Raw genomic sequence first — 25,459 nt, 5'->3', positions numbered from 1 at the left:
CTATCGGTTAGGACGACAGATTCTCATTCTGTAAAGAGGGGTTCGACTCCCCTAGGGCGTACCAAAATTTCATTTGCGGATATTCCGACCTTAGACCGCATAGCTCTTGCTTCAGGCGCTACTGATTTTCGCGTAATTCAATGATCACATCGCGCGCTATACACCGCGCGGCGCCGTCTTCGCCTTCCCGGCGCATCCTCCTGGCCTTGGGACTTTAGTCCGTTCCGGACAGGCGTTTTTCTGTGCATGATCCAGAATTAGATCGCAACCTGGGGGAGGAATACTGTGATCTACGAAAAGCGGAACGTTGCCGACAGCTCGAAAGAACGGACGCGCTTCGAGAAGGAAGCGGCCGAAGCCCTCAACAAGCATTACCGGCGCCCGATCGCTATCTGGTTTTCCTGGCAGCCAGGGCAGAAGCCCAATACTATCGATTTGCGGGCCACTTCGCAGATTTTGGCTGAAGCTGAAAGCCAGGGACCAACGAGAATTCCATGACTTGCAATGCTCCGAGGCTTAGGCGCCAGAAGGCTCTTTAGCATTTTCAAAGCTCGTCCTCGCCCTGCGATGTGCTAGCAATCCATCCAACGACAAGGTTGGCTTCCCGTCCACCCTCCCCTTTTCCACAAGCCAAGCAAAAAACTGGATAATCCGGCAAAAATTTCTCATTTTGCGGCTTGCGGCGCAGAAAAGTGCTGACTATAAGGGCGCCACCACAGCGCACGCGCCCTTCGTCTATCGGTTAGGACGACAGATTTTCATTCTGTAAAGAGGGGTTCGACTCCCCTAGGGCGTGCCACTCCCCTTCATGACTTCCCTTGCTTTTCATAGAGTTGCCTTCGCGACGCTGATTATGCGCAACATGCCAATTGATGTCGCTCGGCGCGGACTGGACGTCGAATTCCGGCAAGCTGCGCGGCGCCAAAACACGCCCCTCAATCTCGGTAGCAACGTCTCGGAAAGACCATCATTTTCAACAGTATAATCTGCCCAGAATTTGTTTTCGGAATTTACGGGGAATTAGCGAGCGAAGACTAAGATTATTCCGGACAGTTTCACAGATCCGGCACTCCAATATACTCCCTCGCGGCAGGTGACTTTCGAAAATGAGCCACACGGAAACGACCTATACTTCATGGTTTGAACGCATCAAAAACGCACTGATCGGCGCAGTGATTGGCCTCGTGTTGCTCATAGGATGCATCTGGCTGCTGGTCTGGAACGAAGGACGCGCAATCCAGACTTATCGCGCCCTCTCAGAAGGCGCGTCTCAGGTCGTTTCAGTCGATGGCTCTACGATCGATCCGGCAAATGAAGGCAAGCTGGTCCACATCAGCGGAACGGTGAAATCCGATCAGGTTCCCCGAGACAGCCAATTCGGTGTCATCGCCGACGGCGCCGTCGGCCTTTCCCGCAAGGTCGAGATGTATCAGTGGGTAGAAAAGAGCGAGAGCCAGACCAAGAAGACGCTGGGTGGCGGCGAGGAAACGACGACGAGCTATTCCTACAACAGAGAGTGGCGCTCGGACGTCGTCGATTCGAGCCGCTTCAAGCAGCCTGATGACCATCAGAATCCAACCAGCATGCCTGACGGCGCGACTTTCACGGCAAAGACAGCGCATGTCGGCGCCTTCTCGGTGCCGAGCAAGGATATTGCCGGGATCGGCGACTATTCGCGGCTCGCGCTCACCGACGGCGACGTCGAGCGCATCGCTGCCCAGATTGGCGCCGGCCGACCGGCAAGGCGAAGTGTCGAAGGCACCTATATCGGTCAGAACGAGAACCTGCCTGATGTCGGTGATCTCAAGATCGCTTACCAGCGGATCGATGTGGAAACGGCAAGCATCGTCGGCAAGCAGAGCCACGACGCTCTCAGTTCCTATGAGACGACGAACCATCGCAATATCTTCCTCACCGCCGATGGCGATATGGATGCCAGCCAGATGTTCAAATCGGCGGAGAGCGAAAACACCATCATCACCTGGCTTGTCCGCGCCGGCGGCCTGATCGGCTTGTTCGTCAGCTTCAAGCTAATGTTTGGGTTGCTGCCCATTCTCGGAGACCTGATCCCGTTTATCGGCTCGATCATCGGTTTCGGCACCAGCATCGTCGCCTTCGTGCTGACGCTACTGGTCGGTCCTGCCGTCATCGCCATAGGCTGGTTCGCCTACAGGCCGCTGCTGTCAGTCGGCATCATCGCGGGCGGCGTATTACTTGCGGTGATCGTTACCCGTCTTCGCAGAAAAGCGCCACTTTCCCAGCCGCAACCGGCCTGATCTCTGTTCCGGCCAAGGATTTTCCGCCAGTCACTTGGCCGGCGCGCCGTCGATGATGCGCAGCTGGATGCGGCGCGAACCCTGATAATGCTCGGCGCCGAGTGAGCCTGCGACATGCAGGTTGGCGCCGCGGGAATTGAGAAGAAGGTTGCCGAGCGGGGTCTCGGCAGCCCTGAAGGCGATGCCGTCGAGGCGCGTGCCATCCATCGCTTCCAGTGTCACCTTCACATGCCGCTCGCCGACGAGACGGGAATCACGAACACGATGCGCCGGTACGGCAAAGAGCGGCTGGGAATGCCCTGAGCCATAAGGCCCAGCCGTCTCCAGGCGATCGATGAGCTCGATCGTCGCGCCGCTTGCAGCGATCGCGCCATCGATCTTCAGCGTTTCATTGGCGACAAGGGCCGCCACCGTTTTCTGCGCCTTCTCGGTGAAGAAGCCGCGCAACAGGCCGAGCTTGCCACGTTCAACGGTTAGACCAGCCGCCATGGCGTGACCGCCGCCCTTGACGAGCAGCCCCTCATCGACCGCGGCACGCACCATCCTGCCCATGTCGAAGCCGTTAATCGAACGACCCGACCCGGTGCCCCTGCCGGAGGGATCGAAGGCAATGGCGAAGGCGGGACGCTTGAACTTCTCCTTCAGGCGCGCGGCAATCAGGCCGACAATGCCGGGATGCCATTTCTCGTGCGCCGTGACGATGACGGAAGCCCCCTCGCCGTCTCCATACTCTGCAAGCGCTTCGGCCTCGGCCTCCTGCAGCATGATCGCCTCCATGGCCTGCCGTTCGCGGTTGAGCTCATCCAGGCGCTGGGCAATGGCTTCAGCCTGGATCGCGTCATCGAGCGTCAGCAAGCGGCTCCCGAGTGCCGCATCGCCGATTCGTCCGCCGGCATTGATTCGTGGGCCGATCAGAAAACCGAAATGATAGGGCGTCACCGGCCCTGCCAGGCCCGCCTTGCGGAACAGCGCCGCAAGACCGGCATTGCTCTGGTGGCGCGCTGCGACCAGTCCTTTCACCACATAGGCACGATTGAGCCCCTTGAGCGGGACGACGTCACAAACGGTCGCGAGCGCGACGATATCCAACCACTGCAGCAGATCGATCGCGAGGATGCGCTTGTCGCCGGCCTCACGCAGCAGGCGCAAAGTCGCGACCAACACCATGAACACGACACCGGCGGCGCACAGATGCCCAAGCCCCGAAAGATCGTCCTCGCGGTTTGGATTGACAAGGGAATGGCAGGGCGGCAGCTCGTGTGTCACCTGGTGGTGATCGATGACGACGACGTCTATGTTGCGGTCAGCAGCGGCCGCCAACGCTTCATGGCTGGTGGAGCCGCAATCGACGGTCACGATCAGGGTCGCACCGTTATCGATCAACTGGTTGATGGCAGTCGGGTTGGGGCCGTAACCTTCGAAGATGCGATCGGGAATGTAGATATGCGCCTTGACGCCGAAATGGGTAAGGAAGCGATAGATGAGCGCGGAAGAGGCCGCACCATCGACGTCGTAATCACCGAAGATCGCGACGGGCTCGCCATCACGGATCGCCGCGGCGAGACGCTTGGCGGCCTTCTCGCAGTCGGTCAGCTTGTGGGGATCGGGCATCAGGCTACGGATCGTCGGATCGAGGAATTCGACCGCCTCATCCACCGTCACGCCGCGCCCGGCAAGCACGCGGGCGATCAGGTCCGGCAGACCATGCATCTGCGACATGGCGAGCGCGCGATTCTGCCCCGCCTGATCGAGGCGCGAAACCCAGCGATTGTCGAGGACGGACTTTTCGACGCCCAAGAAGGCGCGCGGTACCGGATCGACCTGATCTGCCATGCCAAACTCCGCTTTCATCATCTGCCCTTTTTACAGATGCGGCACAGATAGCAAAGCGGTGATTTGAGGGCTGTGGATTACCGGAAAAGTGCCCAGGCAATCAAGCCGATGCCGAGGACCTGCACGAAGACGATCGAAAGCAGGATTAGGAGCGTGGCCCAATTCCGGCCTCGCGGCGCCTCGCACTCAAGGGCTGCTCCATGCGCTGTCGGATCAGATATAGGCAAGCCCGCCCGAGGACTCTCGATCTCCGCCCGAACATGATCATGCGTATGCTCGATGTTCCTCAACCCACGACTCCAACGACTCCCAGGTTGATTATATCTATATCTACATATCTGTTAATATAAATCTTCGTGAAGTGCTTTGATTAATAACAGAAAACCCGTCCGGGCGATCCCGGACGGGCTGAAGTGGTCCAAACCGGGACAAAGTGTCAGGATTCTTCCTTGGGACGCTCGATGCGGATCACCTGCGGCTCTCCAACGAGGTAGCCCTCTTCCTTGATTGCAGCGACCGCCTTTCGCACAGAATCCTCCATCGTCGCATGGGTGACGAGGATGATCGTCTGATGATGCGAAGGCGCCAGATGCTGCTTGGAACGCTGGACGATCGATTCCAGCGAAATCTGGTTTTCCGCCATGCGCGTGGCGACGCTGGCGAAGACGCCGGTGCGATCGAGGACGGTCAGGCGGATGAAATAACCGCCCTCGTGGCTCTGAATCTGCGCCTTGCGGTAAGGCTCCAGCGATTTGGCGGGATGGCCGAGAACGGGAACGCGCTGCGCACCCGGCTGGCTCTTGGCGATGTCGGCGATATCGCCAAGCACCGAGGATGCCGTGGCGCTGCCGCCGGCACCGGGGCCGACCATCAGCAATTCGCCGAGAATATCGGATTCGATTGCGACCGCATTGGTGACACCATCGACCTGGGCGATGACGGAATCGACCGGCACCATGGTCGGATGCACGCGCTGTTCGATGCCGGTATCCGTGCGCTGGGCGACGCCGAGCAGCTTGATGCGGTAGCCGAGATCGGCTGCGGCATGGATATCGTCGATCGAGATATTGGTGATGCCTTCGAGATAGATATCGTCAGCGGCGATCCTGTTGCCGAAGGCGAGCGTCGTCAGGATCGAAAGCTTGTGGGCGGTGTCGTTGCCTTCGATGTCGAAGGCCGGGTCAGCCTCGGCATAACCGAGGCGCTGGGCTTCCTTCAGGCAATCGGCAAAGGACAGGCCTTCCTTCTCCATCTTGGTGAGGATGTAGTTGCAGGTGCCGTTCATGATGCCGTAGACGCGCGAGATCGTGTTGCCCGTCAGCGATTCACGCAGCGCCTTGATAACAGGGATGCCACCGGCAACGGCCGCTTCGAAATTCAAGAGCGAGCCCTTCTCTTCCGCGATCGTCGCAAGCTCGACGCCGTGATAGGCAAGCAGCGCCTTGTTGGCGGTCACCACATGGAGACCACGGGCAAGAGCGGCGCGAACGGCCGTATTTGCAGCCCCTTCGGCACCGCCGATCAGCTCGACGAACACGTCGATATCGGCCTTTTCGGCCAGTTCTTCGGGACGCTCATACCAGGTGATGCCGGTCAGATCGATACCACGGTCCTTCGTGCGGTCACGGGCCGAAACTGCCGTAATCGTAATCGGGCGGCCGCAGGTGACTGCAAGTTCGTTGCTTTTCTGCCTGATGATGCGAACAAGCGAGGCACCAACGGTACCCAAGCCCGCAATGCCGATTTTGAGGGCATCTGCCATGGATAGATCCTGAAATGTCTAGTGAGAGACAGCCGCAAATCTGCGGCTGTCTTCGAGGTTGGAATTAACGGTGGGCGTTGAGCGAGATGACGTTGTGCATCGTCTCGTCTGCCGTCGACATGAACTTCTTGATGTTGCGTGCGGCCTGGCGGATGCGGTGCTCGTTTTCGACGAGTGCCAGACGCACGTAGTCGTCGCCCATCTCGCCGAAGCCGATGCCCGGGGCAACGGCGACGTCGGCCTTCTCGACCAGCAGCTTGGAGAATTCCAGCGAGCCGAGATGACGGAACTTTTCCGGGATTTTCGCCCAAGCAAACATGGTGGCGGCCGGCGGCGGAACGTCGAAACCGGCCTTGCCGAAGCTTTCGACCATGACATCGCGGCGACGCTTGTAGACGTTGCGGACTTCCGCAATGTCGGAACCGTCGCCGTTCAGCGCATGCGTTGCCGCAACCTGGATCGGCGTGAAGGCGCCGTAATCGAGGTAGGACTTCACCCGCGTCAGCGCCGCAATCAGCCGTTCGTTGCCGACGGCAAAGCCCATGCGCCAGCCGGGCATGGAGAAGGTCTTCGACATGGAGGTGAACTCGACCGCCACATCCATTGCGCCCGGAACCTGCAGAACCGACGGTGGCGGCTCGCCATCGAAATAGATTTCCGAATAAGCGAGGTCCGAAAGCACGATAATGTCGTGCTTTTTCGCGAAGGCGATGACGTCCTTATAGAAGTCGAGGCTGGCAACGAAGGCCGTCGGGTTCGACGGATAGTTCAGGATCAGCGCCAACGGTTTCGGGATCGAGTGGCGCACGGCGCGCTCGAGCGGCGGGAAGAAACTTTCGTCCGGCTCGACCGACATGGATCGGATAACGCCGCCGGCCATCAGGAAGCCGAAGGCATGAATCGGATAGGTCGGGTTCGGGCAGAGAATGACGTCGCCCGGCGCGGTGATCGCCTGCGCCATATTGGCGAAGCCTTCCTTGGAGCCGAGGGTGGCGACGACCTGCGTATCCGGGTTCAGCTTCACGCCGAATCGGCGCGCGTAGTAAGCAGCCTGCGCGCGGCGCAGACCGGGAATACCCTTGGAGGACGAATAGCGGTGGGTGCGCGGGTCTTGGACGACTTCGCAAAGCTTGTCGACGATCGCCTGAGGGGTCGGAAGGTCTGGGTTTCCCATGCCGAGATCGATGATATCGGCCCCGCCCGCTCGCGCGCTCGCTTTCAAACGGTTGACCTGTTCGAAAACGTAGGGCGGCAAACGCCGGACTTTGTGAAACTCTTCCATCTCTTTCCCCATGGAAATGCGGCCAGCTGACCGCTGTCGAAGCTCGTTCCGTCTCCCGGCATCTGCGATACGAGCTTCAGACTCGCAGCGCCGTATTCTTCTTCAACTTAACTGCGCGGCAAATCTTTGACGGAGAGGCCGCGCACGAAGCGCATTATCGGGAAAATTGTGTCTTCCGATCCATCCGGAAGGCTTTGCGTCCAAATCGCCTTAAAGGCAAGGCTTATTTGGTGATTTCGGAGAGCGTCGCGGCCCCGTGGTCGGCGGCAAGCGCGCGCATCTCAGCTACGCGGCGCTGATACTCCGCTTCCGAGATCGCACCCGACTGGCGCTTGGCGCCAAGGGCGGTCAACTGATGCTGCAGCTCGGCCGCCTGTTCGTCGCTCATCTGCACATTGGCGGCCGTCAGTGGCGCGCCGAATGTCGGGTAGCCGTCGCCCGGTTCCTTGGCAAGGCCGCCTTCGACCGCTTCGCCCTTGGAAGCCGGCATCACGACTGCGGTCGGCGCTGCCATGCGCTGGGCGAAGGCCTGCTTCTCCTCGGCGGTCTTGTTGCATCCGGCAAGCGCAAAGGCCATGGCCGCGGCCGCCGCGCAGATTGCTGCGGTGCGGGTGAAGGTCGCGATATGCCCAATGCCTGTCGTCGTCATGCCTGATGATCCAATCCTGCCTGCTTCGACTGTTAAATTCGTCGCAGCGACAAAGCAATAGCATGAGAGCGGTCGCGCGGAACTTGTTTTCTTCATCGCCGCAGATGTACAACGGACGAACAGTGGATGCCGCCGCCGGAGGAAGTGCGTGACCGACAGCAAGCGGGAGAATGGTGCCAAGGTGGATTTCGACGCCAAGGATCTCGATCCCTATCTCCTGAAGGATCCCGAGGCCATGGCGATGAACTTCGCCCGTGCGCTCGAAAATCTCGGCAAGGCCGCTTCGGCGTGGCTCGGCCCGCGCGAGCGCGGCGAAATCTCCGACACGGTCGTCGACCCTGTCACCGATATGGTGAAGACGCTCTCCAGGGTCACTGAATACTGGATCGCCGATCCGCGCCGCACCTTCGAGGCACAGACACAGCTCATGACCTCGTTCTTCGGCATTTGGATGAACTCCATGCAGAAGATGCAAGGGACCTCACCAGCAGTGGAGCCGGTCGCACGCGTCGACAAGCGCTTCGCCGACGAGGACTGGCAGAAGAATCCCTTTTTCGAATTTCTCAAGCAGGTCTATTTCGTGACTGCCGACTGGGCCGAAAAGCTGGTTGCCGAAACCGAAGGGCTCGACGAGCACACCAAGCACAAGGCCGGCTTCTATGTGAAGCAGATCACGGCAGCGCTCTCACCCACCAATTTCGTGGTCACCAATCCGCAGGTCTATCGGGAGACGATTGCGACCAGCGGCGAGAACCTCGTGCGCGGCATGAAGATGCTGACCGAGGATATTATCGCCGGCCGCGGCGAATTGCGTCTGCGCCAGACCGACATGACCAAATTCGCCGTCGGCCGTGACATGGCGCTGACGCCGGGCAAGGTGATCGCCCAGAACGAGATCTGCCAGGTCATCCAATACGAGCCATCGACGGAAACGGTGCTGAAGCGTCCGCTGCTGATCTGCCCGCCATGGATCAACAAGTTCTATATTCTCGACCTCAACCCGCAGAAATCCTTTATCAAATGGTGCGTGGATCAGGGACATACGGTCTTCGTCATCTCGTGGGTCAATCCTGATAGTCGTCATGCGCTGAAGGACTKGACCGCTTACGCAAGGGAAGGCGTCGATTTCGCGCTGGAGACGGTGGAGAAGGCGACCGGCGAGAAAGAGGTCAACGCCATCGGCTACTGCGTCGGCGGTACATTGCTTGCCGCAACCCTTGCCCTGCATGCCAAGGAGAAGAACAAGCGCATCAAGACCGCGACACTCTTCACTACGCAGGTCGATTTCACCCATGCAGGCGACCTGAAGGTCTTCGTCGATGAGGAGCAGCTCCAGGCACTGGAAGCACATATGCAGGAGCTGGGCTATCTCGACGGCTCGCGCATGTCGACGGCGTTCAACATGCTCAGGGCGAGCGAGCTCATCTGGCCCTATTTCGTCAACAACTACCTGAAGGGTCAGGAGCCCCTGCCCTTCGACCTGCTTTTCTGGAACGCCGATTCGACCCGCATGGCGGCGGCCAACCATGCTTTCTACTTGCGCAACTGCTACCTCGGGAATGCGCTGACCAAGGATGAGCTGGTCCTCGACGGCAAGACGGTGTCGCTGAAGGACGTCAAGATCCCGATCTACAATCTCGCGACGCGTGAGGATCATATCGCGCCGGCGAAATCCGTCTTCCTCGGCAGCCAGTTCTTCGGCGGCAAGGTGCAGTTCGTCGTGACCGGCTCCGGCCATATTGCCGGCGTCGTCAACCCGCCCGACAAGCACAAGTACCAGTTCTGGACTGGCGGCCCAGCCAAGGGCGACTACGATACGTGGCTTGCCAAGGCAAAGGAAACGGCGGGCTCATGGTGGCCGCACTGGCATGCGTGGATCGAGACCCAAGCCGGCGATCGCGTTGCTGCCCGCAAGCCGGGCGGCGCGGCACTCAACGCCATCGAGGAAGCACCCGGCAGCTATGTGATGGCGCGGAGCTGACGGCGGAAAAATTTTCCGCCGTCGAATTACCTCTCGCCGGGCGGGGATATACCAGCAACCGCAAGCCTTTGAAAAATAGCCTTCTCTAAATTATTGCGTCTCTTTTCGTCACATTCGAAGCAGATAGCAGTGACCGTAAACCAATTGGAAACCATAGTTCGTCATCCTTAAGAAACGGTCGCATGTCGCGGATAGGCCAAAATTCGGCCTTTTTGGGTAGTTAGCGGCTCCGGCATAGATCAGTTGTCAGTGCTGCCGGCCTGCGTAGCGCGTTTAGAAGACGAGTAGAGTATGGCGTTTGCGGTAGGGACGTTCAATAACGTCGCCCCTTTTGGCGGATCCGCTGTTCGTTCGGGCAGATCTCGCGGTTTACTCACCGGCATCGCAATCGCCGGACTTTTGGCCTCCACGTGGCTTGTCGGCACCGTTGCAACAATGCAATCCGTATCGATGCCCTTCTCGTCGCCGAAGGCGATCGCTCAGGTCACAGCGGCGCCGAGGACAGCAGCAGTTGTCGTCACGCATGAGCGGCTTATCCACGTCAACAAGGCTTCACGGCTTGCAGCATTCGATGCCAAGCCGGTGATGCCGTTGACGGCACAGTTGATCCAGTCTCACGCCGAGAAGACATCCGCCGCATCGAGCGCAAAGCTGGCGCTCACCAAGACCACTCGCCTACCCGTGGCTATCGCAGAAGCTCAGCCAGTTGCGATCTCCGACAATGCGCGCTTCAGCAAGGAAGATGCTGTCACGGCAGCGGCGCCCGCTGTCCAGACCGCTGCCGCCATGCCTGTCGAGAATGACGCAGACCGGATCATCATCCCATCGAAGGAGACCGTCGCTGCTGCCGAAATGCCGGCTATGCTCGCTCTGGCCGAAGCCGGCCCGCGCGTCATGCCTGCTCCCGTCGAGCCCCCGCTGGCAAGCAGCCCTGCTGCTCCCGCCGCAGGTAAGCCGGCAGAGGTGGAAGTCGCCGAAGCAGACGATGATGCACCGCCTTTCGGTCTGGTTCTCGCCCCGGATGAGGATTCCGTTCCGCTGCCGATGGCGCGGCCAGACGGTCTCGTCGGCAAGCCGGCGCCTGCCTCAAAGGGTTCGCAGCGTGCTGCCGAGCCTGTGCTTGCCTATGCAAAGCCGAACTCGCCGATCGAGGACGATGACGACGATGCGGTGCCGCGCTACGACAAGCCGGTCTTCACACCGCGGCTTCGCGCCGGCGTCGCAATCTATGATATCGAGAATGGCACAGTTTACCTGCCGAACGGCGAACGGCTGGAGGCCCATTCCGGCCTTGGCAAGATGCGCGACAATCCGCGCTTTGTGAGCCAGAAGATGCGCGGACCAACGCCGCCGCACACCTATAACCTGACGATGCGTGAAGCTCTGTTCCACGGGGTGGAAGCCATTCGTCTGACGCCGGTGCAGGGATCGGACGCCATTTTCAACCGTGTCGGCCTGCTCGCGCATACTTATATGCTCGGCAGGAACGGCGATTCCAACGGTTGCGTTTCCTTTAGGGATTACAAGCGCTTCCTGGCTGCCTACAAGCGTGGAGACATCAGGCAGCTCGTCGTCGTGCCGCGGATGAACAACAAGCCGGCTTCGACGCTCGCCTCGCTCTTCTCCTCACGCACCTAGAGCCTTTCCTGGTCAGATTGCAGCATTCTGTTGGCTCAAACGGAGTCGGATGGTCGACCGGCCGGCGCGCGTCGTAGCCCAGATCTACGGCCAAGCCGGCCGGTCGATCAGGCGGCCCGTTTCAGCCAACCCGAAGGGCCGGGCATCTTTCCGCCAGGATCAAAGGCGATCGGCTCGGACGTACCGAGGGGTATGCCCTTCGCCAATCGCCTTTGATCCTGACGAAAACCTACTCCGGCAGAATGCTGCAATCTGACCAGGAAAGGCTCTAAAGATTGGCCGCGAGGAAATCGGCGAGCGCCCGGCTCTCCGCTGAGAGGCGCGGCTTTCCCCTGACGAGCGCAAGTTCGGATGCCGGCTGCGGATCGAACCCGTCTGCCGCTCCAAGTTGACGATGTTCAGGCAAGACGGCATCCGACGGCAGCAGGCTGATGCCGAGGCCAGAGGCGACAGCCGCCTGAACTCCCATCAAACCCTGGCTCGTATAGGCGATGCGCCAGCGCCGTCCGCTGCGCTCGATGAAGCGGATCGCCCTCTCTCTGTAGATGCAGCCGACCGGGAAAACGGCAAGCGGAACAGGCTCATCCCGAACCAGTCGGCGCGTGCTCTCGACCCAGACCAGTTCCTCCTTCCAGCTCGCCAGACAGGCACCATCGCCGGGTTCTCGCTTGATCAGTGCCAGATCGATTTCACCCGTATCGAGAAGGCGGCGAAGCTCGACGCTCCAGCCGCTGACGGTGTCGAGCCTTATATGCGGTGAGGCAGCGGAAAAACCGGAGAGAAGATCGATGAGCCTGCGGCCGGCGAAATCTTCGGGAACGCCGAGCCTGACGGTCTTGGGCGCAGCGGGCTGGCGCATGACGTCCATTGCCTCTTCTGCTGTCGTCAGCAAGCGTCGGGCATAGCTCAAGAGAATTTCGCCCTCCTCCGTCGTCTGGATGCCACCTGTCGACTTGTCGCGCAGAAGCAAGGTGTGGCCGATGTTGGCCTCGAGCTTCTTGATCTGCTGGCTGACGGTGGACTGGGTAAGGTGAACACGCTCAGCCGCCCGCGTGAAGCCGCCGGCATCGACGACCGCTGCGAAGGTCCGTAGAAGATCGAGGTCGAAGGCGAAGATCATTCGATTTTCCACTATCTGTAATTATCACATTTAATTTCTCAATGACTCTGTTCTTTGTCAACATGCTGCAAATCATGGAGACGAGAGATGACACTTTCCGAAAACCGGCCGACCTGGCTGACGTTCGATTGCTACGGCACGCTGATCCAATGGGATGAAGGGCTGCTTGCCGCCATGGACACGATCCTGTCTGCAAAGGGCCGCGATATTGACCAGCCTGCCTTCATCGCTGTCTACGATCGCTACGAGCACGAGTTGGAACAGCAGAAGCCGCACCGGTCCTTCCGCCAAGTCACGGCCCTCGCATTGGAACTGGCTATGCAGGAATTCGGCCTGCCATTCCACGCCACCGATGCCGATTTGCTGACATCCTCGATCGGCCGGATGCCGCCCTTCCGGGAAGTCGTCGAAACACTCGACAAGCTGAAGGCTGCAGGCTTCAAGCTTGCCATCATCTCCAATACGGATGACGCCATCATCGCCGGCAACGTCGCGCAACTCGGCGGCTTCATCGACCGGGTGATTACCGCGGAACAGGCGGAAGCCTACAAGCCGTCGCCACAGATTTTCCGGCATGCCTGGAAAACGCTCGGCATCGGCATGGAAGATCTCGTGCATATCTGCGCCAGCCCGCATCTCGACCTTGTGGCCGCGCGCGAACTCGGTTTTCGTGCCATCTGGGTCGATCGCGGCACGGGACGCAAACCGCTTGGCGACTATCGCCCCAACGAGATCGTGCCGACGCTCGACAAGGTGCCCGGTCTTTTTGGCGCAAACGGCTGGATGTAATTGACGCGATTGGAGACAAGACATGGCTCATGAACTGGACCTGGCGAAGGGACAGCCGGCGATATTGCGCAACCTGCCGCTCGATACCGAAGAGATCTGGCAGGCGCGTGTCGATCTGGCGGCGTGCCTTCGAATGGCGGCGCGGCTCGGGCTTGAGGAAGGCATCTGCAACCATTTCTCGGCAGTCGTGCCCGGCCATCCCGATCTCTTTCTCGTCAACAGGCTCGGCTGGGCCTTTCAGGAAGCGACCGCCTCATCGCTGCTGATCTGCGATCTAGACGGCAATGTCGTTGCCGGCGACGGCATGCCGGAGGCTACCGCCTTCTTCATCCATGCCCGCCTGCACAAGATGTCGCCGCGCGTCGGTGCGGCCTTCCATACGCACATGCCGAATGCGACAGCGCTCAGCATGGTCGAGGGCGATCCGTTCATCTGGGCCGGACAGACCGCACTGAAATTCTATGGCCGCGTCGCCGTCGACGAGAACTACAACGGACTGGCACTCGATGAGCGCGAGGGCGACAGGATCGCCGCTGTGCTCGGCGACAAGGACATCCTGTTCATGAAGAACCATGGTGTCATGGTCTGCGCGCCCAATATCGCCGAAGCCTGGGACGACCTCTACTATCTGGAACGGGCTGCAGAGGTTCAGCTCAAGGCGATGAGCACGGGGCGCCGGCTGGTGCCGGTATCCGAAGAGATTGCCGAACAGGCGGCAAAGCAGATGCGCGAAGGCGATCCGGAAAGTGCGCGCCTGCATCTCGAAAGCGTCAGGCGTGTTCTCGACCGGCAGGCGCCGGAATATCGGACCTAGGCCTTGCCTATCGCAGCCATGCGCCGATGCGCTCTACCGCTTCGGCGATCTCGGCCTCGGAACCGGCATAGGAGATGCGCAGGGTGCGCGGTCCTTCCACCGGATCGAAATCGAGGCCGGGCGTCGCGGCGACATTGATTTCCGCAAGCATGCGCCGCGCGAAATCCATGCTGTCATTGGTGAAGCGCGATACGTCCACATAGGCGTAAAAGGCGCCATCCATGGGCGAAGCCGGCGCAAGGCCGATCTTCGGCAGAAGGTCGAGCAGCAGTTCACGGTTGGCGGCATAACTTGCCTTGACGCGATCGAGCTCCTCACTTGCGTCGAGCGCTGCGGTGGCAGCGATCTGCGAAAGCTCCGGCGGCGAGATATAGAGGCTCTGGGCGACGCGCTCGATGGGGCGCACCAGCCGCTCGGGCAGCACCATCCAGCCGATGCGCCAGCCTGTCATGCAATAATATTTCGAGAAGGAATTGATGACGATCGCTTCGTCGGTCAACTCCAGCGCGCTCGCCTCCTCGCCGGCAAATGTCAGGCCGTGATAGATCTCGTCGGAGATGAAGGCGATGTCATTGGCGTCACAATAGGCGGCCAGCGCCTTCAGGCCTTCACGGCCGGTGACGGTGCCGGTCGGGTTTGCGGGGCTTGCAAGCAGCACGCCCTTCAGCTTCACGCCCTTCTCTGATTGGATCGCTTCAAGGCTCTCCGGCGTCAGCGTGAAATGCGTTTCCGATGTGACAGGCACTTCGACCACATCAAGGCCAAGAGCGCCGAGGATGTTGCGATAGGCGGGATAGCCCGGCCGGGCGATTGCGACTGCATCGCCGGCATCGAAGAGCGTCAGGAAGGCGAGATTGAAGGCAGCCGACGAACCGGTGGTAATCGCGATACGCGAGGGATCGATCTCAAGGCCGTGGCGGTTGCGATAGTGCCAGGCGAGCGCATGTTTCAGCCGCGCGGTGCCGAGCGCATCCGTATACCCGATGCGCCCTTCTGCGAGCGCCGCACGAGCGGCTTCAAGCGCTGCCTGGGGTGCGGGATGCGAGGGCTGGCCGACGGCCATGGAAATGACGGGGTGACCGCCTGCCCGCCGCTTCGTCGCTTCGGCCAGAACATCCATAGCGTGGAACGGTTCGACTTCGCTGCGTTTCGATATGGAAAACACGATCACTTCCTGCCTGGCTTCAGATAACGGCCAGACAATTGCCGCAATAATCGGCTCATCACAATCCCGAGAGGGCTTGGATCGGAGGAAAATTCCTGTTTGATGGCGGCCCGACGCGCCGTAATTTGGTGCAGACGCATCCAAGCCCATTAACCCGGCGATKGTATTTTTTGTTTGAAAACCCATCCGTCGACGACGAGGATACCATGGCCTTCTTCTCCAAAACGCTCACCGCGCTGGCGCTTGCAGCCTCCATCGCCCTTCCGGCTCAGGCATTTGCATTCGACGACCAGCAGAAGAAGGAACTGGGTGAATTCATCAAGCAGTACCTCATCGAAAATCCGGAAATCATGCTTGATGTGCAGGATGCGCTACAGAAGAAGCAGCAGATGGCTCAGCAGGTGAAGGCCACGATGGCGATCGAGAACAACACCGACGGCATCTTCGATTCCAAAAATGACGTGACGCTCGGCAACCCCACGGGCGATGTCACCGTCGTCGAATTCTTCGATTACAATTGCACCTACTGCCGCCATGCCCTGCCCGACATGCAGGCGCTCCTGAAGAAGGATAAAAACGTCCGCTTCGTACTGAAGGAATTCCCGATCCTCGGACCGGATTCGGTCGCGGCACATCGCGTTGCTGATGCCTTCCGCCGACTCGCGCCGGAAAAGTATAGCGATTTCCACGTGGCTCTGCTCGGTAGCGATGGCCGCGCCTCGGAGGACACCGCGATCCAGGTTGCCTCTTCTCTTGGCGTCAGCGAAGACAAGATCCGCGCGGAGATGAAAAAGAACCCGAACGATGACATCATGCAGGCGACCTACCAGCTCGCCGCCAATCTCGGTATCAGCGGTACACCATCCTATGTGATCGGCAACGAAATGGTGCCCGGCGCCGTCGGCATCGACGATCTCGAAGCCAAGGTGAAGAACATGCGGGCCTGCGGCAAGACGAGCTGCTGAACCCGCGCCCATCAAATCGCCTAAATCGAAGCGCTTCAGCCATGTGGACAAACATGGCGCGGCGTCCCCTGCCGATTCTGTAAGGGCTTTCAATAAGCCCGCGTGGAGTCTATAGGTGGCGCTCGCGCATTCCCGTGCCTTTGCCGCCGAGAGGCTGTCACAGGACGCGATGAATACAGTGAACCGCGTAACGGTCGTCTGATCCGGAGAGGATCAACAGCCGGTGCGCCAAACGGAACATTCGATGACGCAAACGATTTTTGTCCTGAACGGGCCCAACCTCAATATGCTGGGCAAGCGAGAACCTGGCATCTATGGCGGCAAGACGCTCAAGGACATCGAGGCGGACTGCAAGGCTGCAGGCCGCGAACTCGGTTTCGACATCGATTTCCGGCAGAGCAACCACGAAGGCACGCTGGTGGACTGGTTCCACGAAGCGGATGAAAAGGCCGTCGGGGTTGCCATCAATGCAGGCGCCTATACGCACACGTCGGTCGCGCTGCATGATGCGATCCGCGCTATTTCCATTCCCGTCATCGAGCTCCACATATCCAATGTGCATGCACGGGAAGAATTCCGCCACAAGTCGATGATCGCCCCGGCATGCAAGGGCGTGATCTGCGGCTTTGGGCCTCACAGCTACATCCTGGCGCTCCACGCGCTGAAGAACATCACAGCATAAGAAGAAGACAGGGCAACACTCATGGCTGAAAAGAAATCCGCTATCGATCAGGCACTGATCCGCGATCTCGCCAACATCCTGAAGGACACCGATCTGACCGAGATCGAAGTCGAACAGGAGGATCTGCGTATCCGCGTTTCGCGCGCAGGCACGCCCCAGTATATCCAGGCACCGATCGCAGGCCCTGCCTATGCGGCGCCGGTTGCGGCAGCCCCGGTGGCTGCTGCGGTCGCAGCTCCGGCTGGCCGTAACCCGGCCAACACCGTCAATGCGCCGATGGTCGGCACGGTCTACATGGCTCCCGCACCGGGCGCGCGCGCGTTCATCGAAGTGGGCGCCACCGTCAAGGAAGGCCAGACGCTCCTCATCATCGAAGCGATGAAGACGATGAACCAGATCCCCTCGCCCAAGTCCGGCAAGGTCACGGAAATCCTCGTCGAAGACGGCTCGCCCGTCGAATACGGCCAGCTGCTCGTCGTCGTCGAATAAGGCTTTGCCAATGATTTCGAAGATCCTCATAGCCAATCGAGGCGAGATCGCCCTTCGCGTGCTGCGCGCCTGCAAGGAGCTCGGCATCGCAAGTGTGGCCGTGCATTCGACGGCTGATGCCRACGCCATGCATGTGCGCCTTGCCGACGAGAGCGTCTGCATCGGCCCTCCGCCGTCGCGCGAAAGCTACCTCAACATCCACCAGATCGTCGCAGCCTGTGAAATCACCGGCGCCGACGCCGTGCATCCGGGTTACGGCTTCCTGTCGGAAAATGCCAAGTTCGCCGATATCCTCGAAGCACACGGCATCACCTTCATCGGCCCGACGGCGGAGCATATCCGTCTCATGGGCGACAAGATCACCGCCAAGACGACCGCTCAGGAACTCGGCATTCCTGTTGTCCCCGGCTCCGACGGTGAGGTAAAGACAGAAGAAGACGCACTGAAAACGGCGGCCGAAATCGGCTATCCGGTGCTGATCAAGGCAACGGCCGGCGGCGGCGGACGCGGCATGAAGGTCGCCAAGACCGAAGCCGACCTGATCGAGGCATGGTCGACGGCCCGCACCGAAGCGGCCGCAGCCTTCGGTAACGATGCCGTCTATATGGAAAAGTATCTCGAAAAGCCGCGCCACATCGAAATCCAGGTGTTCGGCGACGGCGAAGGCAATGCGGTCCATCTTGGCGAACGCGACTGCTCGCTGCAGCGCCGTCACCAGAAGGTCTGGGAAGAAGCCAATTCTCCCGCCCTCAATGTCGAGCAGCGCATGAAGATCGGCCAGACCTGCGCCGACGCCATGAAGAAGCTGAAATATCGCGGCGCCGGCACGATCGAGTTCCTCTACGAAAACGGCGAGTTCTATTTCATCGAAATGAACACCCGCCTGCAGGTGGAACACCCGGTCACGGAAGCCATCACCGGCATCGACCTCGTGCATGAGCAGATCCGTGTCGCCTCGGGCGGCGGTCTCTCCGTCACGCAGGACGAAGTGCACTTCCAGGGCCATGCCATCGAATGCCGCATCAATGCCGAGGACGCGCGCACCTTCGTGCCCTCGCCCGGTACGATCACGCATTTCCACGCACCTGGCGGTCTTGGTGTTCGCATCGATTCCGGCGCCTATCAGGGCTACAAGATCCCGCCTTACTACGACAGCCTCATCGGCAAGCTGATCGTCCACGGCCGCACGCGCGTCGAATGCATGATGCGTCTGCGCCGCGCCCTCGATGAATTTGTCGTTGACGGAATCAAGACGACGCTGCCACTGTTTCAGGATCTCGTTTCCAACCAGGATATCGCCAACGGCGACTATGATATTCACTGGCTGGAAAAGTATCTCGCCAACAGCAAGCCGGCAGCATAGGACAGGAATGGCAGGAGCGCGCAGGAAGTCACCAGGTATTACCCCGGAAATCCTCCTGCGCGCCTATTCGATCGGCCTCTTTCCCATGGCCGAATCCGCCGACGATCCGGAAATCTTCTGGGTCGAACCGGATGTCCGCGGCGTGCTGCCGCTCGACGATCACTTCCATATTTCCAAGAGTCTTCGAAAGACGATCCGGCAGAAGCCCTTCGACATCCGCTTCAACGGTGACTTCGATGCTGTCATTACCGCCTGCGCGAGCGAGACATCCGATCGCCCGAGCACCTGGATCAACGAGACCATCAGGACGCTCTATTCCGCCCTGCACCGCATGGGTCACGCCCATTCCGTCGAAGCCTGGGACGGCAATGAACTCATCGGCGGACTCTACGGCGTCTCGCTCGGCTCTGCCTTCTTCGGGGAAAGCATGTTTTCGCGGCGGACCGACGCTTCGAAGATCTGTCTCGTGCATCTGGTGGAACGCTTGAAGCAGAAGCACTTCACTCTGCTCGATACGCAATTCACGACGGAACATCTGAAGACATTCGGGGCGATCGACGTGCCGAAGGCGGACTATGCACTGCTGCTTGCCGCGGCGATGGAGTCACCACACCTTAAGTTTTAAGGTTGAAATCCTCATCCTAGCGTTGATTTTCCAGCCACTGCAATTAAGGTTGGAATGCAATGGAGGATAGAGTTTTGAAGCGATATTTTGCGGTTGCGGTCCTTTTTATCCTGGCTGCCGGAACGGCCGACGCCCGCCCCTACCAGGAGATGTTTCCAAACAGAACGGACTTTTCCGATCAAGAAAAGCCATTGCTGGAAAAGCTCGACTTCCAGCAAGGGGCGATCAAGCTGCCTGCCGCGAAGGCGACTTTGAACGTGCCGACCGGTTTTTATTATCTCAACCCTGCCGATACGAAGAMGGTGCTTGTCGATATCTGGGGAAACCCTGTTACAGCAGCCGAGGGGACGCTTGGAATGATATTCCCGGCCAAATATGCGCCGACGGATGTCGGATCCTGGGGTTCGATCGTCGAGTACAAGGCGGATGGATATGTCTCGGATGCGGACGCGGCAACGACCGACTTTGACGAACTGCTGCAGAATATCAAGGATTCCATCAGCGAGAACAATGCCGAGCGCCAGAAGCAGGGCTTTCCGAGGATCACGCTGATCGGCTGGGCTTCCGCGCCGCACTATGACAAGTCTGCACATGCGCTGCACTGGGCGCGCGATCTGCTGTTCGGCGATGACATGAAGGCGGACCACACCCTGAACTATTCCGTGCGCGTGCTCGGGCGCGAAGGTGTTCTGGAGTTCGATTTCATCGCCGGCCTTGCGGAGCTGAAAGAAATCGAGACCGCCATCCCGACCGTCACCAACCTCGTGCAGTTCGACAAGGGGATGACCTACGGCGATTATGTGGATGGCGACAAGATCGCTGCCTACGGCATGGCGGGGATGATCGCTGCCGGTGCCGGCGCCAAGGTGGCCGCGAAGGTCGGCTTGCTGGCCATGGCCGCCGTTTTTCTCAAGAAGGCCTGGATCCTGGTATTTGTGGTGTTTGGCGGGGCGCTGAGCTTTGTGAAGAGGCTCTTCACCGGCAAGAAAACGCCCAACGCATAGTACCGTCTGCGGGCGTGTCGCATCGAACGGGTTTTGTGCGACACGCACCTGCGCGGCGGTTATCTCGTCGCCATGGTCGATTTTCGGCTGAAAGACCTGCCGATAAGGYGGCCGCTCTTACTTCGCGCCGGCGCTATCCGGTGCCGGGACATCCGAGTTCTGTTTGCAGTCCTTCAGCCAGACGTCATAGATCGGATGCTCAACGGCGTTGAGGCCGGGGCTGTCGGCAAACATCCAGCCGGTGAAGATGCGGCGGATCTTGCGGTCCAGCGTGATCTCATCGACTTCGACGAAACCGTCGATCTTCTGGGCTTCCGACTGGTCGCGTGAATAACAGGCCTTCGGCGTGACCTGCAGGGCGCCGAACTGAACTGTCTCGTTGACATAGACATCGAAAGTGGTGATGCGGCCGGTGATCTTGTCGAGGCCGGAGAAGACGGCGACCGGATTATCGATGCGGGCAGCCTGTACTGGAGTGGAAAGAAGCCCGGCGGAAAGCGCCAGCGATACAGCTCCCGCAGCCGGCAGGACCGTGTTTCGCAGGGAAAGCTTCATATCTACCCGTCTCCAGCACATATCAGGTTCATGGCCGCAGCGATTGCGGCCAACCTGCGGGTAAAGGTCAATTGTGGCCAAAGCGCGGGTCAGAACCCGCTATCGGATGCCGATGCTCAGTTGCCCGGCGTCCAGGCGTCATAGTCGCCGGTTACGCGCGGACGTTCGCCGGCAACCGAGAGCGAGCCCGGCGGGCGGTAGGCCTGGGGCGAGCCGGTCGGGTTGGCGCGGTGCGGTTTCTGCCATTCCTTGGCAACGTAATTTTCCTGCGACGGCGCAACATTGGTGCGGTGATGCATCCAGCCATGCCAGCCCGGAGGAATGGCGGAAGCTTCGGCGTAACCCTTGTAGATCACCCAGCGCTTCGGCAGGCCGTAAGAAGAAAGACCGCCTTCATAATAGACATTGCCCAACTCATCTTCACCAACGCGCTTGAAGCCACGAAGGGCGAACAGCGTGCCGAAGGTGTAGTTGTTCCACCAAGTGAAGGTGTGCAGCAGGAACTTGATCATGTCTTTTCCTCGTGGCCGCAGGACGCGGACGAAAGCAGATAGGCTTTTCGCTTATGCCGCCGCCAAGCCGAATTGTCCAGTGATTCCCACCGAAACTGCGGTCATTTCAGGGCCATCTTGAAACCGAGATGCGACGGCTTGAAGCCCAGCCTTTCATAGAAGCGGTGGGCATCCTTGCGCGCCGCATTCGATGTCAACTGCACGAGCCGGACACCGCGACTTTTCGCCTCGGCAATGGCAAATTCGATCATTCGAGCGCCGATGCCCTGCCCGCGCAGATCGGCGCGCGTCTGCACCGCCTCGATGATCATGGCGGATGCGCCGCGTCCGTTCAGCGATGTGGTGATCATCGTCTGGAAGGTGCCGGCGACGTCGCCTGCCAGTTCGGCGACATAAAGCGTTTGATTGGAAGACGCCGCGATCGTCGCGAAGGCGCCGGCATAATCCGGATAGACCTCAACATCGGTCGTGTCGCCATGGCCGCCCAGCGGATCGGCGGCGAACATGGCGATCAATGCCGGCAGATCGGCCTCACGTGCCTCGCGGATGATAATGTCGCCCGATGCCATTCAATGCGGCTCGAGCGCCTTTTCGAAGACCAGTGTCGGAATGCCGGACTGGCCGGGACCACTGTTCTCCTTGCGGCCGGACTCGACGAAACCGAGCCGCGTGTAGAAATGAATGGCTTCGTGGTTTTGCACCTCGACTTCCAGCCGCATGATCTCCGCATCCGGAAAGCAGGTTTCCAGCTCGGCGAAGATATCGCGCCCGATGCCCTGTCGCTGTTGATCCGGCCGGATGTAGAGGAGGTGCAGCATGACCGTCTTCGTCATCTCGTCCGACATTGCCGCATAGCCCATGCCACCGATGTCGCGGCCGTCATCGGCAACGAGGAATTCGGCGTTCTTCTTCGTGAGCCGCGCCTTCAGCGCAGTCGGCGAAAAGAGATTGGCGATCAGTTCGTTGACCTTCGCAATGCCGTGGCCGGCATCATAGGCAGCATGAAAGCTCTCGACCAGGAGGGCGCGAACCTTGTCGAGATCGCGCTCGCTGGCTGTTCGGACGAAATAAACCAAGACTTTCTCCCGGCGGCATCGGCCTTCCGAAAACCGCTTCACACCATTCGGCTGATGCCGTTGGCTTATTCCTCGATGCCGAGCTTGGCCTTGACGAGCGCTTGCACGGCCTGCGGGTTGGCCTTGCCACCCGTCGCCTTCATCACCTGACCGACGAACCAGCCGGCAAGCGTCGGCTTGGCCTGAACCTTGGCAACCTGGTCCGGATTGGCAGCGATGATCTCATCGACGGCCTTTTCGATCGCGCCGGTATCCGTCACCTGCTTCAGGCCGCGCGTCTCGACGATTTCGGCCGGGTCGCCGCCTTCGTTGAGCACGATCTCGAAAACATCCTTGGCGATCTTGCCGGAGATGGTCTCAGCCTTGATGAGGTCGATGATGGCACCGAGCTGGGCCGGAGAAACCGGCGTTTCCTCGATATCCTTGCCGGTGCGGTTCAGTGCGCCGAGCAGATCGTTGATAACCCAGTTGGCCGCCGCCTTGCCGTCGCGGCCTTCCGCAACGGCTTCGAAGTAATCGGCAATCGCCTTTTCCGAGACGAGCACGGAGGCGTCGTAGATCGAGAGGCCGAGCTCGCGGACGAAGCGCTCCTTCTTGTCGTCGGGCAGTTCCGGCAGATGCTGTGCGAGATCGCTGACGAAGGCGTCGTCGAATTCTAGCGGCAGCAGGTCCGGATCGGGGAAGTAGCGATAGTCATGCGCATCTTCCTTGGTGCGCATGGACCGCGTCTCGCCCTTGTTCGCGTCGAACAAGCGGGTTTCCTGATCGATCGTGCCCCCATCCTCGATAATGCCAATCTGCCGGCGGGCTTCGAATTCGATTGCCTGGCCGATGAAGCGGATGGAGTTGACGTTCTTGATTTCGCAGCGCGTCCCGAAGGGCTCGCCCGGACGGCGCACGGAGACGTTGACGTCGGCACGCATTGAGCCTTCGTCCATGTTGCCGTCGCAGGTGCCGAGGTAGCGCACGATCGAGCGCAGCTTCGTCATGTAGGCCTTGGCCTCATCCGAGGTGCGCATATCCGGCTTGGAGACTATTTCCATCAGCGCTACGCCGGAGCGGTTCAGGTCCACATAGGACATGGTCGGATGCTGGTCGTGCATCGACTTGCCGGCATCCTGCTCCAGGTGCAGGCGCTCGATGCCGATTTCGATATCCTCGAACTGGCCCTGACGGTCAGGGCCGAGGGAGATGACGATCTTGCCTTCGCCGACGATTGGATCCTTGTACTGCGAGATCTGATAGCCCTGCGGCAGGTCGGGATAGAAATAATTCTTGCGGTCGAAGACCGAACGATTGTTGATCTGCGCCTTCAGGCCGAGGCCGGTGCGCACAGCCTGCTTGACGCATTCCTCGTTGATGACGGGCAACATGCCGGGCATGGCCGCATCGACGAGTGAGACGTTCGAATTTTGCGGCTTGCCGAACTCCGTCGAAGCGCCGGAGAAAAGCTTGGAATTGGAGAGCACCTGGGCATGGACTTCCAGGCCGATGATGACTTCCCAATCACCGGTGGCGCCGGGGATATAACGTTTCTGATCAGGCGTGCGAACGTCGACAATGGTCATGAGATGCTCTTCGAAGGCTGTTCTTTTCAACTGGTGAGGTAAAGGAAATGGCCTGCCGGTGCAAGGCTTTCAGTGCCCCGGGAAGAGGTCTAGAAACCGGGACCGTAACCTTCCGGCTCTTGCGGACCGAGATGCTTGCTGAGACCGACCGATGGCACATCGCGGTCAAGCTTCGGATTATAGGCTACCGACAGCCAGCGGATCGCGTAGCCATGCTTCTGGAAGAAGGCGATCGCCTCGGAATTTCCCGAATGGGTCTGCATTGCTGCCTCCTCGAAGCCCCGCTCGAAAATATCGGCCTCAATATGCTCCAGCAGCGCAGTGCCGAGCCCCCGGCGATTGAAGGTCGGGGCGATCCAGAAGTCGGAAATCGTCTCGTCCAGCCCCTCGCGCGCCGCCCAACCGGCAACCTGTCCGTTCTGCTCGACGACCGTGATGGTCAGCCAGTTATTATCTACAAAAGTCCTGAAGGCAGTGCGGGCTCCATCCGTCATGGCGTCCGATTCGCCGATCAATGCCATCGCTCTCTGCCAGGCTCGCAAGCCAATCTCGCTCAAGAGCTCCGTTTCGCCTTCGCGGGCATTGCGAATGTGGATCAATGGCACCTCCGCTCTACAACAGGGAGTAGACCATTGAGTCGGGCAATTTTCCAGTCCCTACAATGAGATGAAGAAGCGAAAGCATGTTATCGGCAGCTTTTGTTCCGCTGCGCCTGCTTGACCGGATTGTGGTTACTGATAAAAAGCCCGATAGAGTATTTCCGTTTTCTGCGAAATACGAAAACACTCTATCTCTTTGTTTCACGCAATTCCGGACGCAAAACAGCTGAACACTTTTGCTGGAATTGCCTAGAGGTGTTTATGTCTAACCTGTCTGAGACCCGGTAAAGGCCCCTGCCCGCAAGCACAGCCTCGCGCGCATGGGCCCGAAAAACGAAGCCGCGGCGTATCGGATAATTCCGAACGCCAGATCGTTTTCGTGCGCCTTCATGAAGGCGCGTTTCCGGATCAACAGCAATGGACATCTCACGCGCAGAACAGCGCATCCTGCACCTTATGGCCCAGGGCGGCCGTATCGAAATTACCCGCGACAACAGAAAAATCGAGATGGTGAGCTGCTTCACCCGCGACGGCTGGGTCTATCCCGGCTTCGGTCTGGAGCTTTTCCGCAAGCTGAAACGGCTGAAGGCGATCAAGTCTTCCGCCGGTCAGCCATATCGGATTACCGAGAGAGGGCTGAAGCTCGTCAGAGCGCAACTCGATAACAAATAGGTATGACAAGAGCCTGGCCGCGCGGCGATGTTGCCGTGCG

At 59.7% G+C, this 25,459-nt stretch carries 25 protein-coding genes and 1 tRNA gene; 14 read left to right on the top strand and 12 right to left on the bottom strand.

The window, feature by feature from the left end:
- Positions 1 to 285: 285 nt before the first annotated feature.
- The 3 genes from AC1D35_RS22470 (at position 286) to AC1D35_RS22460 (ending at position 2,276) form a co-directional block, all read left to right on the top strand.
- Positions 286 to 498: a hypothetical protein gene (locus tag AC1D35_RS22470; protein WP_113310186.1), complete on the top strand. Its 213-nt coding sequence runs from the start codon at positions 286 to 288 to the stop codon at positions 496 to 498.
- A 226-nt stretch (positions 499 to 724) separates the two neighbouring features.
- Positions 725 to 799, top strand: a tRNA-Glu gene (locus tag AC1D35_RS22465).
- A gap of 307 nt (positions 800 to 1,106) precedes the next feature.
- Complete coding sequence (locus AC1D35_RS22460; RefSeq protein WP_113310187.1) at positions 1,107 to 2,276, top strand: TMEM43 family protein; 1,170 nt, start codon at positions 1,107 to 1,109, stop codon at positions 2,274 to 2,276.
- Positions 2,277 to 2,306: 30 nt separating this feature from the next.
- Here AC1D35_RS22460 and recJ read toward each other — a convergent pair whose 3' ends face one another.
- From recJ to AC1D35_RS22440, 4 genes are all read right to left on the bottom strand, one after another.
- Entirely contained in the window at positions 2,307 to 4,109 is a 1,803-nt protein-coding gene (recJ, locus tag AC1D35_RS22455; protein ID WP_113310203.1) for a single-stranded-DNA-specific exonuclease RecJ, read from the bottom strand.
- 436 nt (positions 4,110 to 4,545) lie between these two features.
- Positions 4,546 to 5,871, bottom strand: coding sequence for a homoserine dehydrogenase (locus AC1D35_RS22450; protein WP_113310189.1), 1,326 nt, complete (start codon positions 5,869 to 5,871; stop codon positions 4,546 to 4,548).
- 64 nt (positions 5,872 to 5,935) lie between these two features.
- Entirely contained in the window at positions 5,936 to 7,153 is a 1,218-nt protein-coding gene (locus AC1D35_RS22445; RefSeq protein WP_113295665.1) for an LL-diaminopimelate aminotransferase, read from the bottom strand.
- Between the two features lie 223 nt (positions 7,154 to 7,376).
- Positions 7,377 to 7,802: a hypothetical protein gene (locus AC1D35_RS22440; protein ID WP_113310190.1), complete on the bottom strand. Its 426-nt coding sequence runs from the start codon at positions 7,800 to 7,802 to the stop codon at positions 7,377 to 7,379.
- 148 nt (positions 7,803 to 7,950) lie between these two features.
- Between AC1D35_RS22440 and phaC the strand changes: the two genes are divergently transcribed.
- Both phaC and AC1D35_RS22430 read left to right on the top strand, forming a co-directional pair.
- Positions 7,951 to 9,783: a class I poly(R)-hydroxyalkanoic acid synthase gene (gene phaC, locus AC1D35_RS22435; RefSeq protein ID WP_477940117.1), complete on the top strand. Its 1,833-nt coding sequence runs from the start codon at positions 7,951 to 7,953 to the stop codon at positions 9,781 to 9,783.
- A 291-nt stretch (positions 9,784 to 10,074) separates the two neighbouring features.
- Entirely contained in the window at positions 10,075 to 11,421 is a 1,347-nt protein-coding gene (locus AC1D35_RS22430) for a DUF2778 domain-containing protein (RefSeq protein WP_113310192.1), read from the top strand.
- A 268-nt stretch (positions 11,422 to 11,689) separates the two neighbouring features.
- Here AC1D35_RS22430 and AC1D35_RS22425 read toward each other — a convergent pair whose 3' ends face one another.
- On the bottom strand, positions 11,690 to 12,541 hold the full coding sequence (locus tag AC1D35_RS22425; RefSeq protein ID WP_113311624.1) for a LysR substrate-binding domain-containing protein: 852 nt from the start codon (positions 12,539 to 12,541) through the stop codon (positions 11,690 to 11,692).
- Positions 12,542 to 12,628: 87 nt separating this feature from the next.
- On the opposite strand from AC1D35_RS22425, the gene AC1D35_RS22420 reads away from it, so the two are divergent.
- Both AC1D35_RS22420 and AC1D35_RS22415 read left to right on the top strand, forming a co-directional pair.
- The gene (locus AC1D35_RS22420) at positions 12,629 to 13,330 is read left to right on the top strand and encodes a haloacid dehalogenase type II (RefSeq protein ID WP_477940115.1); all 702 of its coding nucleotides are present in this window, start codon (positions 12,629 to 12,631) and stop codon (positions 13,328 to 13,330) included.
- 22 nt (positions 13,331 to 13,352) lie between these two features.
- Positions 13,353 to 14,144, top strand: a complete 792-nt coding sequence (locus AC1D35_RS22415) for an aldolase (protein WP_113311622.1) — start codon at positions 13,353 to 13,355, stop codon at positions 14,142 to 14,144.
- A 7-nt stretch (positions 14,145 to 14,151) separates the two neighbouring features.
- On the opposite strand, the gene AC1D35_RS22410 is transcribed toward AC1D35_RS22415, so the two are convergent.
- Entirely contained in the window at positions 14,152 to 15,309 is a 1,158-nt protein-coding gene (locus AC1D35_RS22410) for an aminotransferase class I/II-fold pyridoxal phosphate-dependent enzyme (RefSeq protein WP_113311621.1), read from the bottom strand.
- Positions 15,310 to 15,515: 206 nt separating this feature from the next.
- Between AC1D35_RS22410 and AC1D35_RS22405 the strand changes: the two genes are divergently transcribed.
- The 6 genes from AC1D35_RS22405 to AC1D35_RS22380 all read left to right on the top strand — a co-directional run bounded on the left by AC1D35_RS22405 (position 15,516) and on the right by AC1D35_RS22380 (position 20,437).
- Positions 15,516 to 16,274 (top strand): DsbA family protein, encoded by a 759-nt coding sequence (locus tag AC1D35_RS22405; protein WP_113295674.1) that lies wholly within the window; start codon positions 15,516 to 15,518, stop codon positions 16,272 to 16,274.
- Between the two features lie 244 nt (positions 16,275 to 16,518).
- Complete coding sequence (gene aroQ / locus AC1D35_RS22400; RefSeq protein ID WP_007825196.1) at positions 16,519 to 16,956, top strand: type II 3-dehydroquinate dehydratase; 438 nt, start codon at positions 16,519 to 16,521, stop codon at positions 16,954 to 16,956.
- A 21-nt stretch (positions 16,957 to 16,977) separates the two neighbouring features.
- Positions 16,978 to 17,445, top strand: coding sequence for an acetyl-CoA carboxylase biotin carboxyl carrier protein (gene accB / locus AC1D35_RS22395; protein WP_113295675.1), 468 nt, complete (start codon positions 16,978 to 16,980; stop codon positions 17,443 to 17,445).
- Between the two features lie 10 nt (positions 17,446 to 17,455).
- On the top strand, positions 17,456 to 18,808 hold the full coding sequence (accC, locus tag AC1D35_RS22390) for an acetyl-CoA carboxylase biotin carboxylase subunit (RefSeq protein WP_477940112.1): 1,353 nt from the start codon (positions 17,456 to 17,458) through the stop codon (positions 18,806 to 18,808).
- Positions 18,809 to 18,815: 7 nt separating this feature from the next.
- Complete coding sequence (gene aat / locus AC1D35_RS22385) at positions 18,816 to 19,433, top strand: leucyl/phenylalanyl-tRNA--protein transferase (protein ID WP_113311619.1); 618 nt, start codon at positions 18,816 to 18,818, stop codon at positions 19,431 to 19,433.
- 74 nt (positions 19,434 to 19,507) lie between these two features.
- Positions 19,508 to 20,437, top strand: coding sequence for a DUF2167 domain-containing protein (locus tag AC1D35_RS22380; RefSeq protein WP_477940110.1), 930 nt, complete (start codon positions 19,508 to 19,510; stop codon positions 20,435 to 20,437).
- A 117-nt stretch (positions 20,438 to 20,554) separates the two neighbouring features.
- On the opposite strand, the gene AC1D35_RS22375 is transcribed toward AC1D35_RS22380, so the two are convergent.
- The 6 genes from AC1D35_RS22375 to AC1D35_RS22350 all read right to left on the bottom strand — a co-directional run bounded on the left by AC1D35_RS22375 (position 20,555) and on the right by AC1D35_RS22350 (position 24,747).
- Entirely contained in the window at positions 20,555 to 20,992 is a 438-nt protein-coding gene (locus AC1D35_RS22375) for a DUF2155 domain-containing protein (protein ID WP_113295679.1), read from the bottom strand.
- 116 nt (positions 20,993 to 21,108) lie between these two features.
- Entirely contained in the window at positions 21,109 to 21,504 is a 396-nt protein-coding gene (locus AC1D35_RS22370) for an NADH:ubiquinone oxidoreductase subunit NDUFA12 (protein ID WP_113295680.1), read from the bottom strand.
- 101 nt (positions 21,505 to 21,605) lie between these two features.
- Entirely contained in the window at positions 21,606 to 22,073 is a 468-nt protein-coding gene (locus AC1D35_RS22365) for a GNAT family N-acetyltransferase (RefSeq protein WP_113311617.1), read from the bottom strand.
- Positions 22,074 to 22,580: a GNAT family N-acetyltransferase gene (locus AC1D35_RS22360; RefSeq protein WP_113295682.1), complete on the bottom strand. Its 507-nt coding sequence runs from the start codon at positions 22,578 to 22,580 to the stop codon at positions 22,074 to 22,076.
- Positions 22,581 to 22,645: 65 nt separating this feature from the next.
- Positions 22,646 to 24,148: an Asp-tRNA(Asn)/Glu-tRNA(Gln) amidotransferase subunit GatB gene (gene gatB / locus AC1D35_RS22355; protein ID WP_113311616.1), complete on the bottom strand. Its 1,503-nt coding sequence runs from the start codon at positions 24,146 to 24,148 to the stop codon at positions 22,646 to 22,648.
- A gap of 89 nt (positions 24,149 to 24,237) precedes the next feature.
- Positions 24,238 to 24,747, bottom strand: a complete 510-nt coding sequence (locus tag AC1D35_RS22350) for a GNAT family N-acetyltransferase (protein WP_113295684.1) — start codon at positions 24,745 to 24,747, stop codon at positions 24,238 to 24,240.
- A 417-nt stretch (positions 24,748 to 25,164) separates the two neighbouring features.
- Between AC1D35_RS22350 and AC1D35_RS22345 the strand changes: the two genes are divergently transcribed.
- On the top strand, positions 25,165 to 25,419 hold the full coding sequence (locus AC1D35_RS22345) for a YjhX family toxin (RefSeq protein WP_113311615.1): 255 nt from the start codon (positions 25,165 to 25,167) through the stop codon (positions 25,417 to 25,419).
- Positions 25,420 to 25,459 lie beyond the last annotated feature (40 nt).

It is taken from the genome of Rhizobium sp. P1_E6, assembly GCF_056405875.1.
The sequence above is the reverse complement of the archived record's forward strand: the minus strand, read 5'-3'. Positions and strand labels throughout refer to the sequence as shown.

Bases quoted from the DNA above. Each gene is read 5' to 3' on its own strand.
- AC1D35_RS22460 (WP_113310187.1), top strand. From the start codon at position 1,107: ATGAGCCACACGGAAACGACCTATACTTCATGGTTTGAACGCATCAAA.
- recJ (WP_113310203.1), bottom strand. From the start codon at position 4,109: ATGGCAGATCAGGTCGATCCGGTACCGCGCGCCTTCTTGGGCGTCGAA.
- AC1D35_RS22450 (WP_113310189.1), bottom strand. From the start codon at position 5,871: ATGGCAGATGCCCTCAAAATCGGCATTGCGGGCTTGGGTACCGTTGGT.
- AC1D35_RS22445 (WP_113295665.1), bottom strand. From the start codon at position 7,153: ATGGAAGAGTTTCACAAAGTCCGGCGTTTGCCGCCCTACGTTTTCGAA.
- AC1D35_RS22440 (WP_113310190.1), bottom strand. From the start codon at position 7,802: ATGACGACGACAGGCATTGGGCATATCGCGACCTTCACCCGCACCGCA.
- AC1D35_RS22430 (WP_113310192.1), top strand. From the start codon at position 10,075: ATGGCGTTTGCGGTAGGGACGTTCAATAACGTCGCCCCTTTTGGCGGA.
- AC1D35_RS22425 (WP_113311624.1), bottom strand. From the start codon at position 12,541: ATGATCTTCGCCTTCGACCTCGATCTTCTACGGACCTTCGCAGCGGTC.
- AC1D35_RS22420 (WP_477940115.1), top strand. From the start codon at position 12,629: ATGACACTTTCCGAAAACCGGCCGACCTGGCTGACGTTCGATTGCTAC.
- AC1D35_RS22415 (WP_113311622.1), top strand. From the start codon at position 13,353: ATGGCTCATGAACTGGACCTGGCGAAGGGACAGCCGGCGATATTGCGC.
- AC1D35_RS22405 (WP_113295674.1), top strand. From the start codon at position 15,516: ATGGCCTTCTTCTCCAAAACGCTCACCGCGCTGGCGCTTGCAGCCTCC.
- aroQ (WP_007825196.1), top strand. From the start codon at position 16,519: ATGACGCAAACGATTTTTGTCCTGAACGGGCCCAACCTCAATATGCTG.
- accB (WP_113295675.1), top strand. From the start codon at position 16,978: ATGGCTGAAAAGAAATCCGCTATCGATCAGGCACTGATCCGCGATCTC.
- aat (WP_113311619.1), top strand. From the start codon at position 18,816: ATGGCAGGAGCGCGCAGGAAGTCACCAGGTATTACCCCGGAAATCCTC.
- AC1D35_RS22375 (WP_113295679.1), bottom strand. From the start codon at position 20,992: ATGAAGCTTTCCCTGCGAAACACGGTCCTGCCGGCTGCGGGAGCTGTA.
- AC1D35_RS22370 (WP_113295680.1), bottom strand. From the start codon at position 21,504: ATGATCAAGTTCCTGCTGCACACCTTCACTTGGTGGAACAACTACACC.
- AC1D35_RS22365 (WP_113311617.1), bottom strand. From the start codon at position 22,073: ATGGCATCGGGCGACATTATCATCCGCGAGGCACGTGAGGCCGATCTG.
- gatB (WP_113311616.1), bottom strand. From the start codon at position 24,148: ATGACCATTGTCGACGTTCGCACGCCTGATCAGAAACGTTATATCCCC.
- AC1D35_RS22345 (WP_113311615.1), top strand. From the start codon at position 25,165: ATGGACATCTCACGCGCAGAACAGCGCATCCTGCACCTTATGGCCCAG.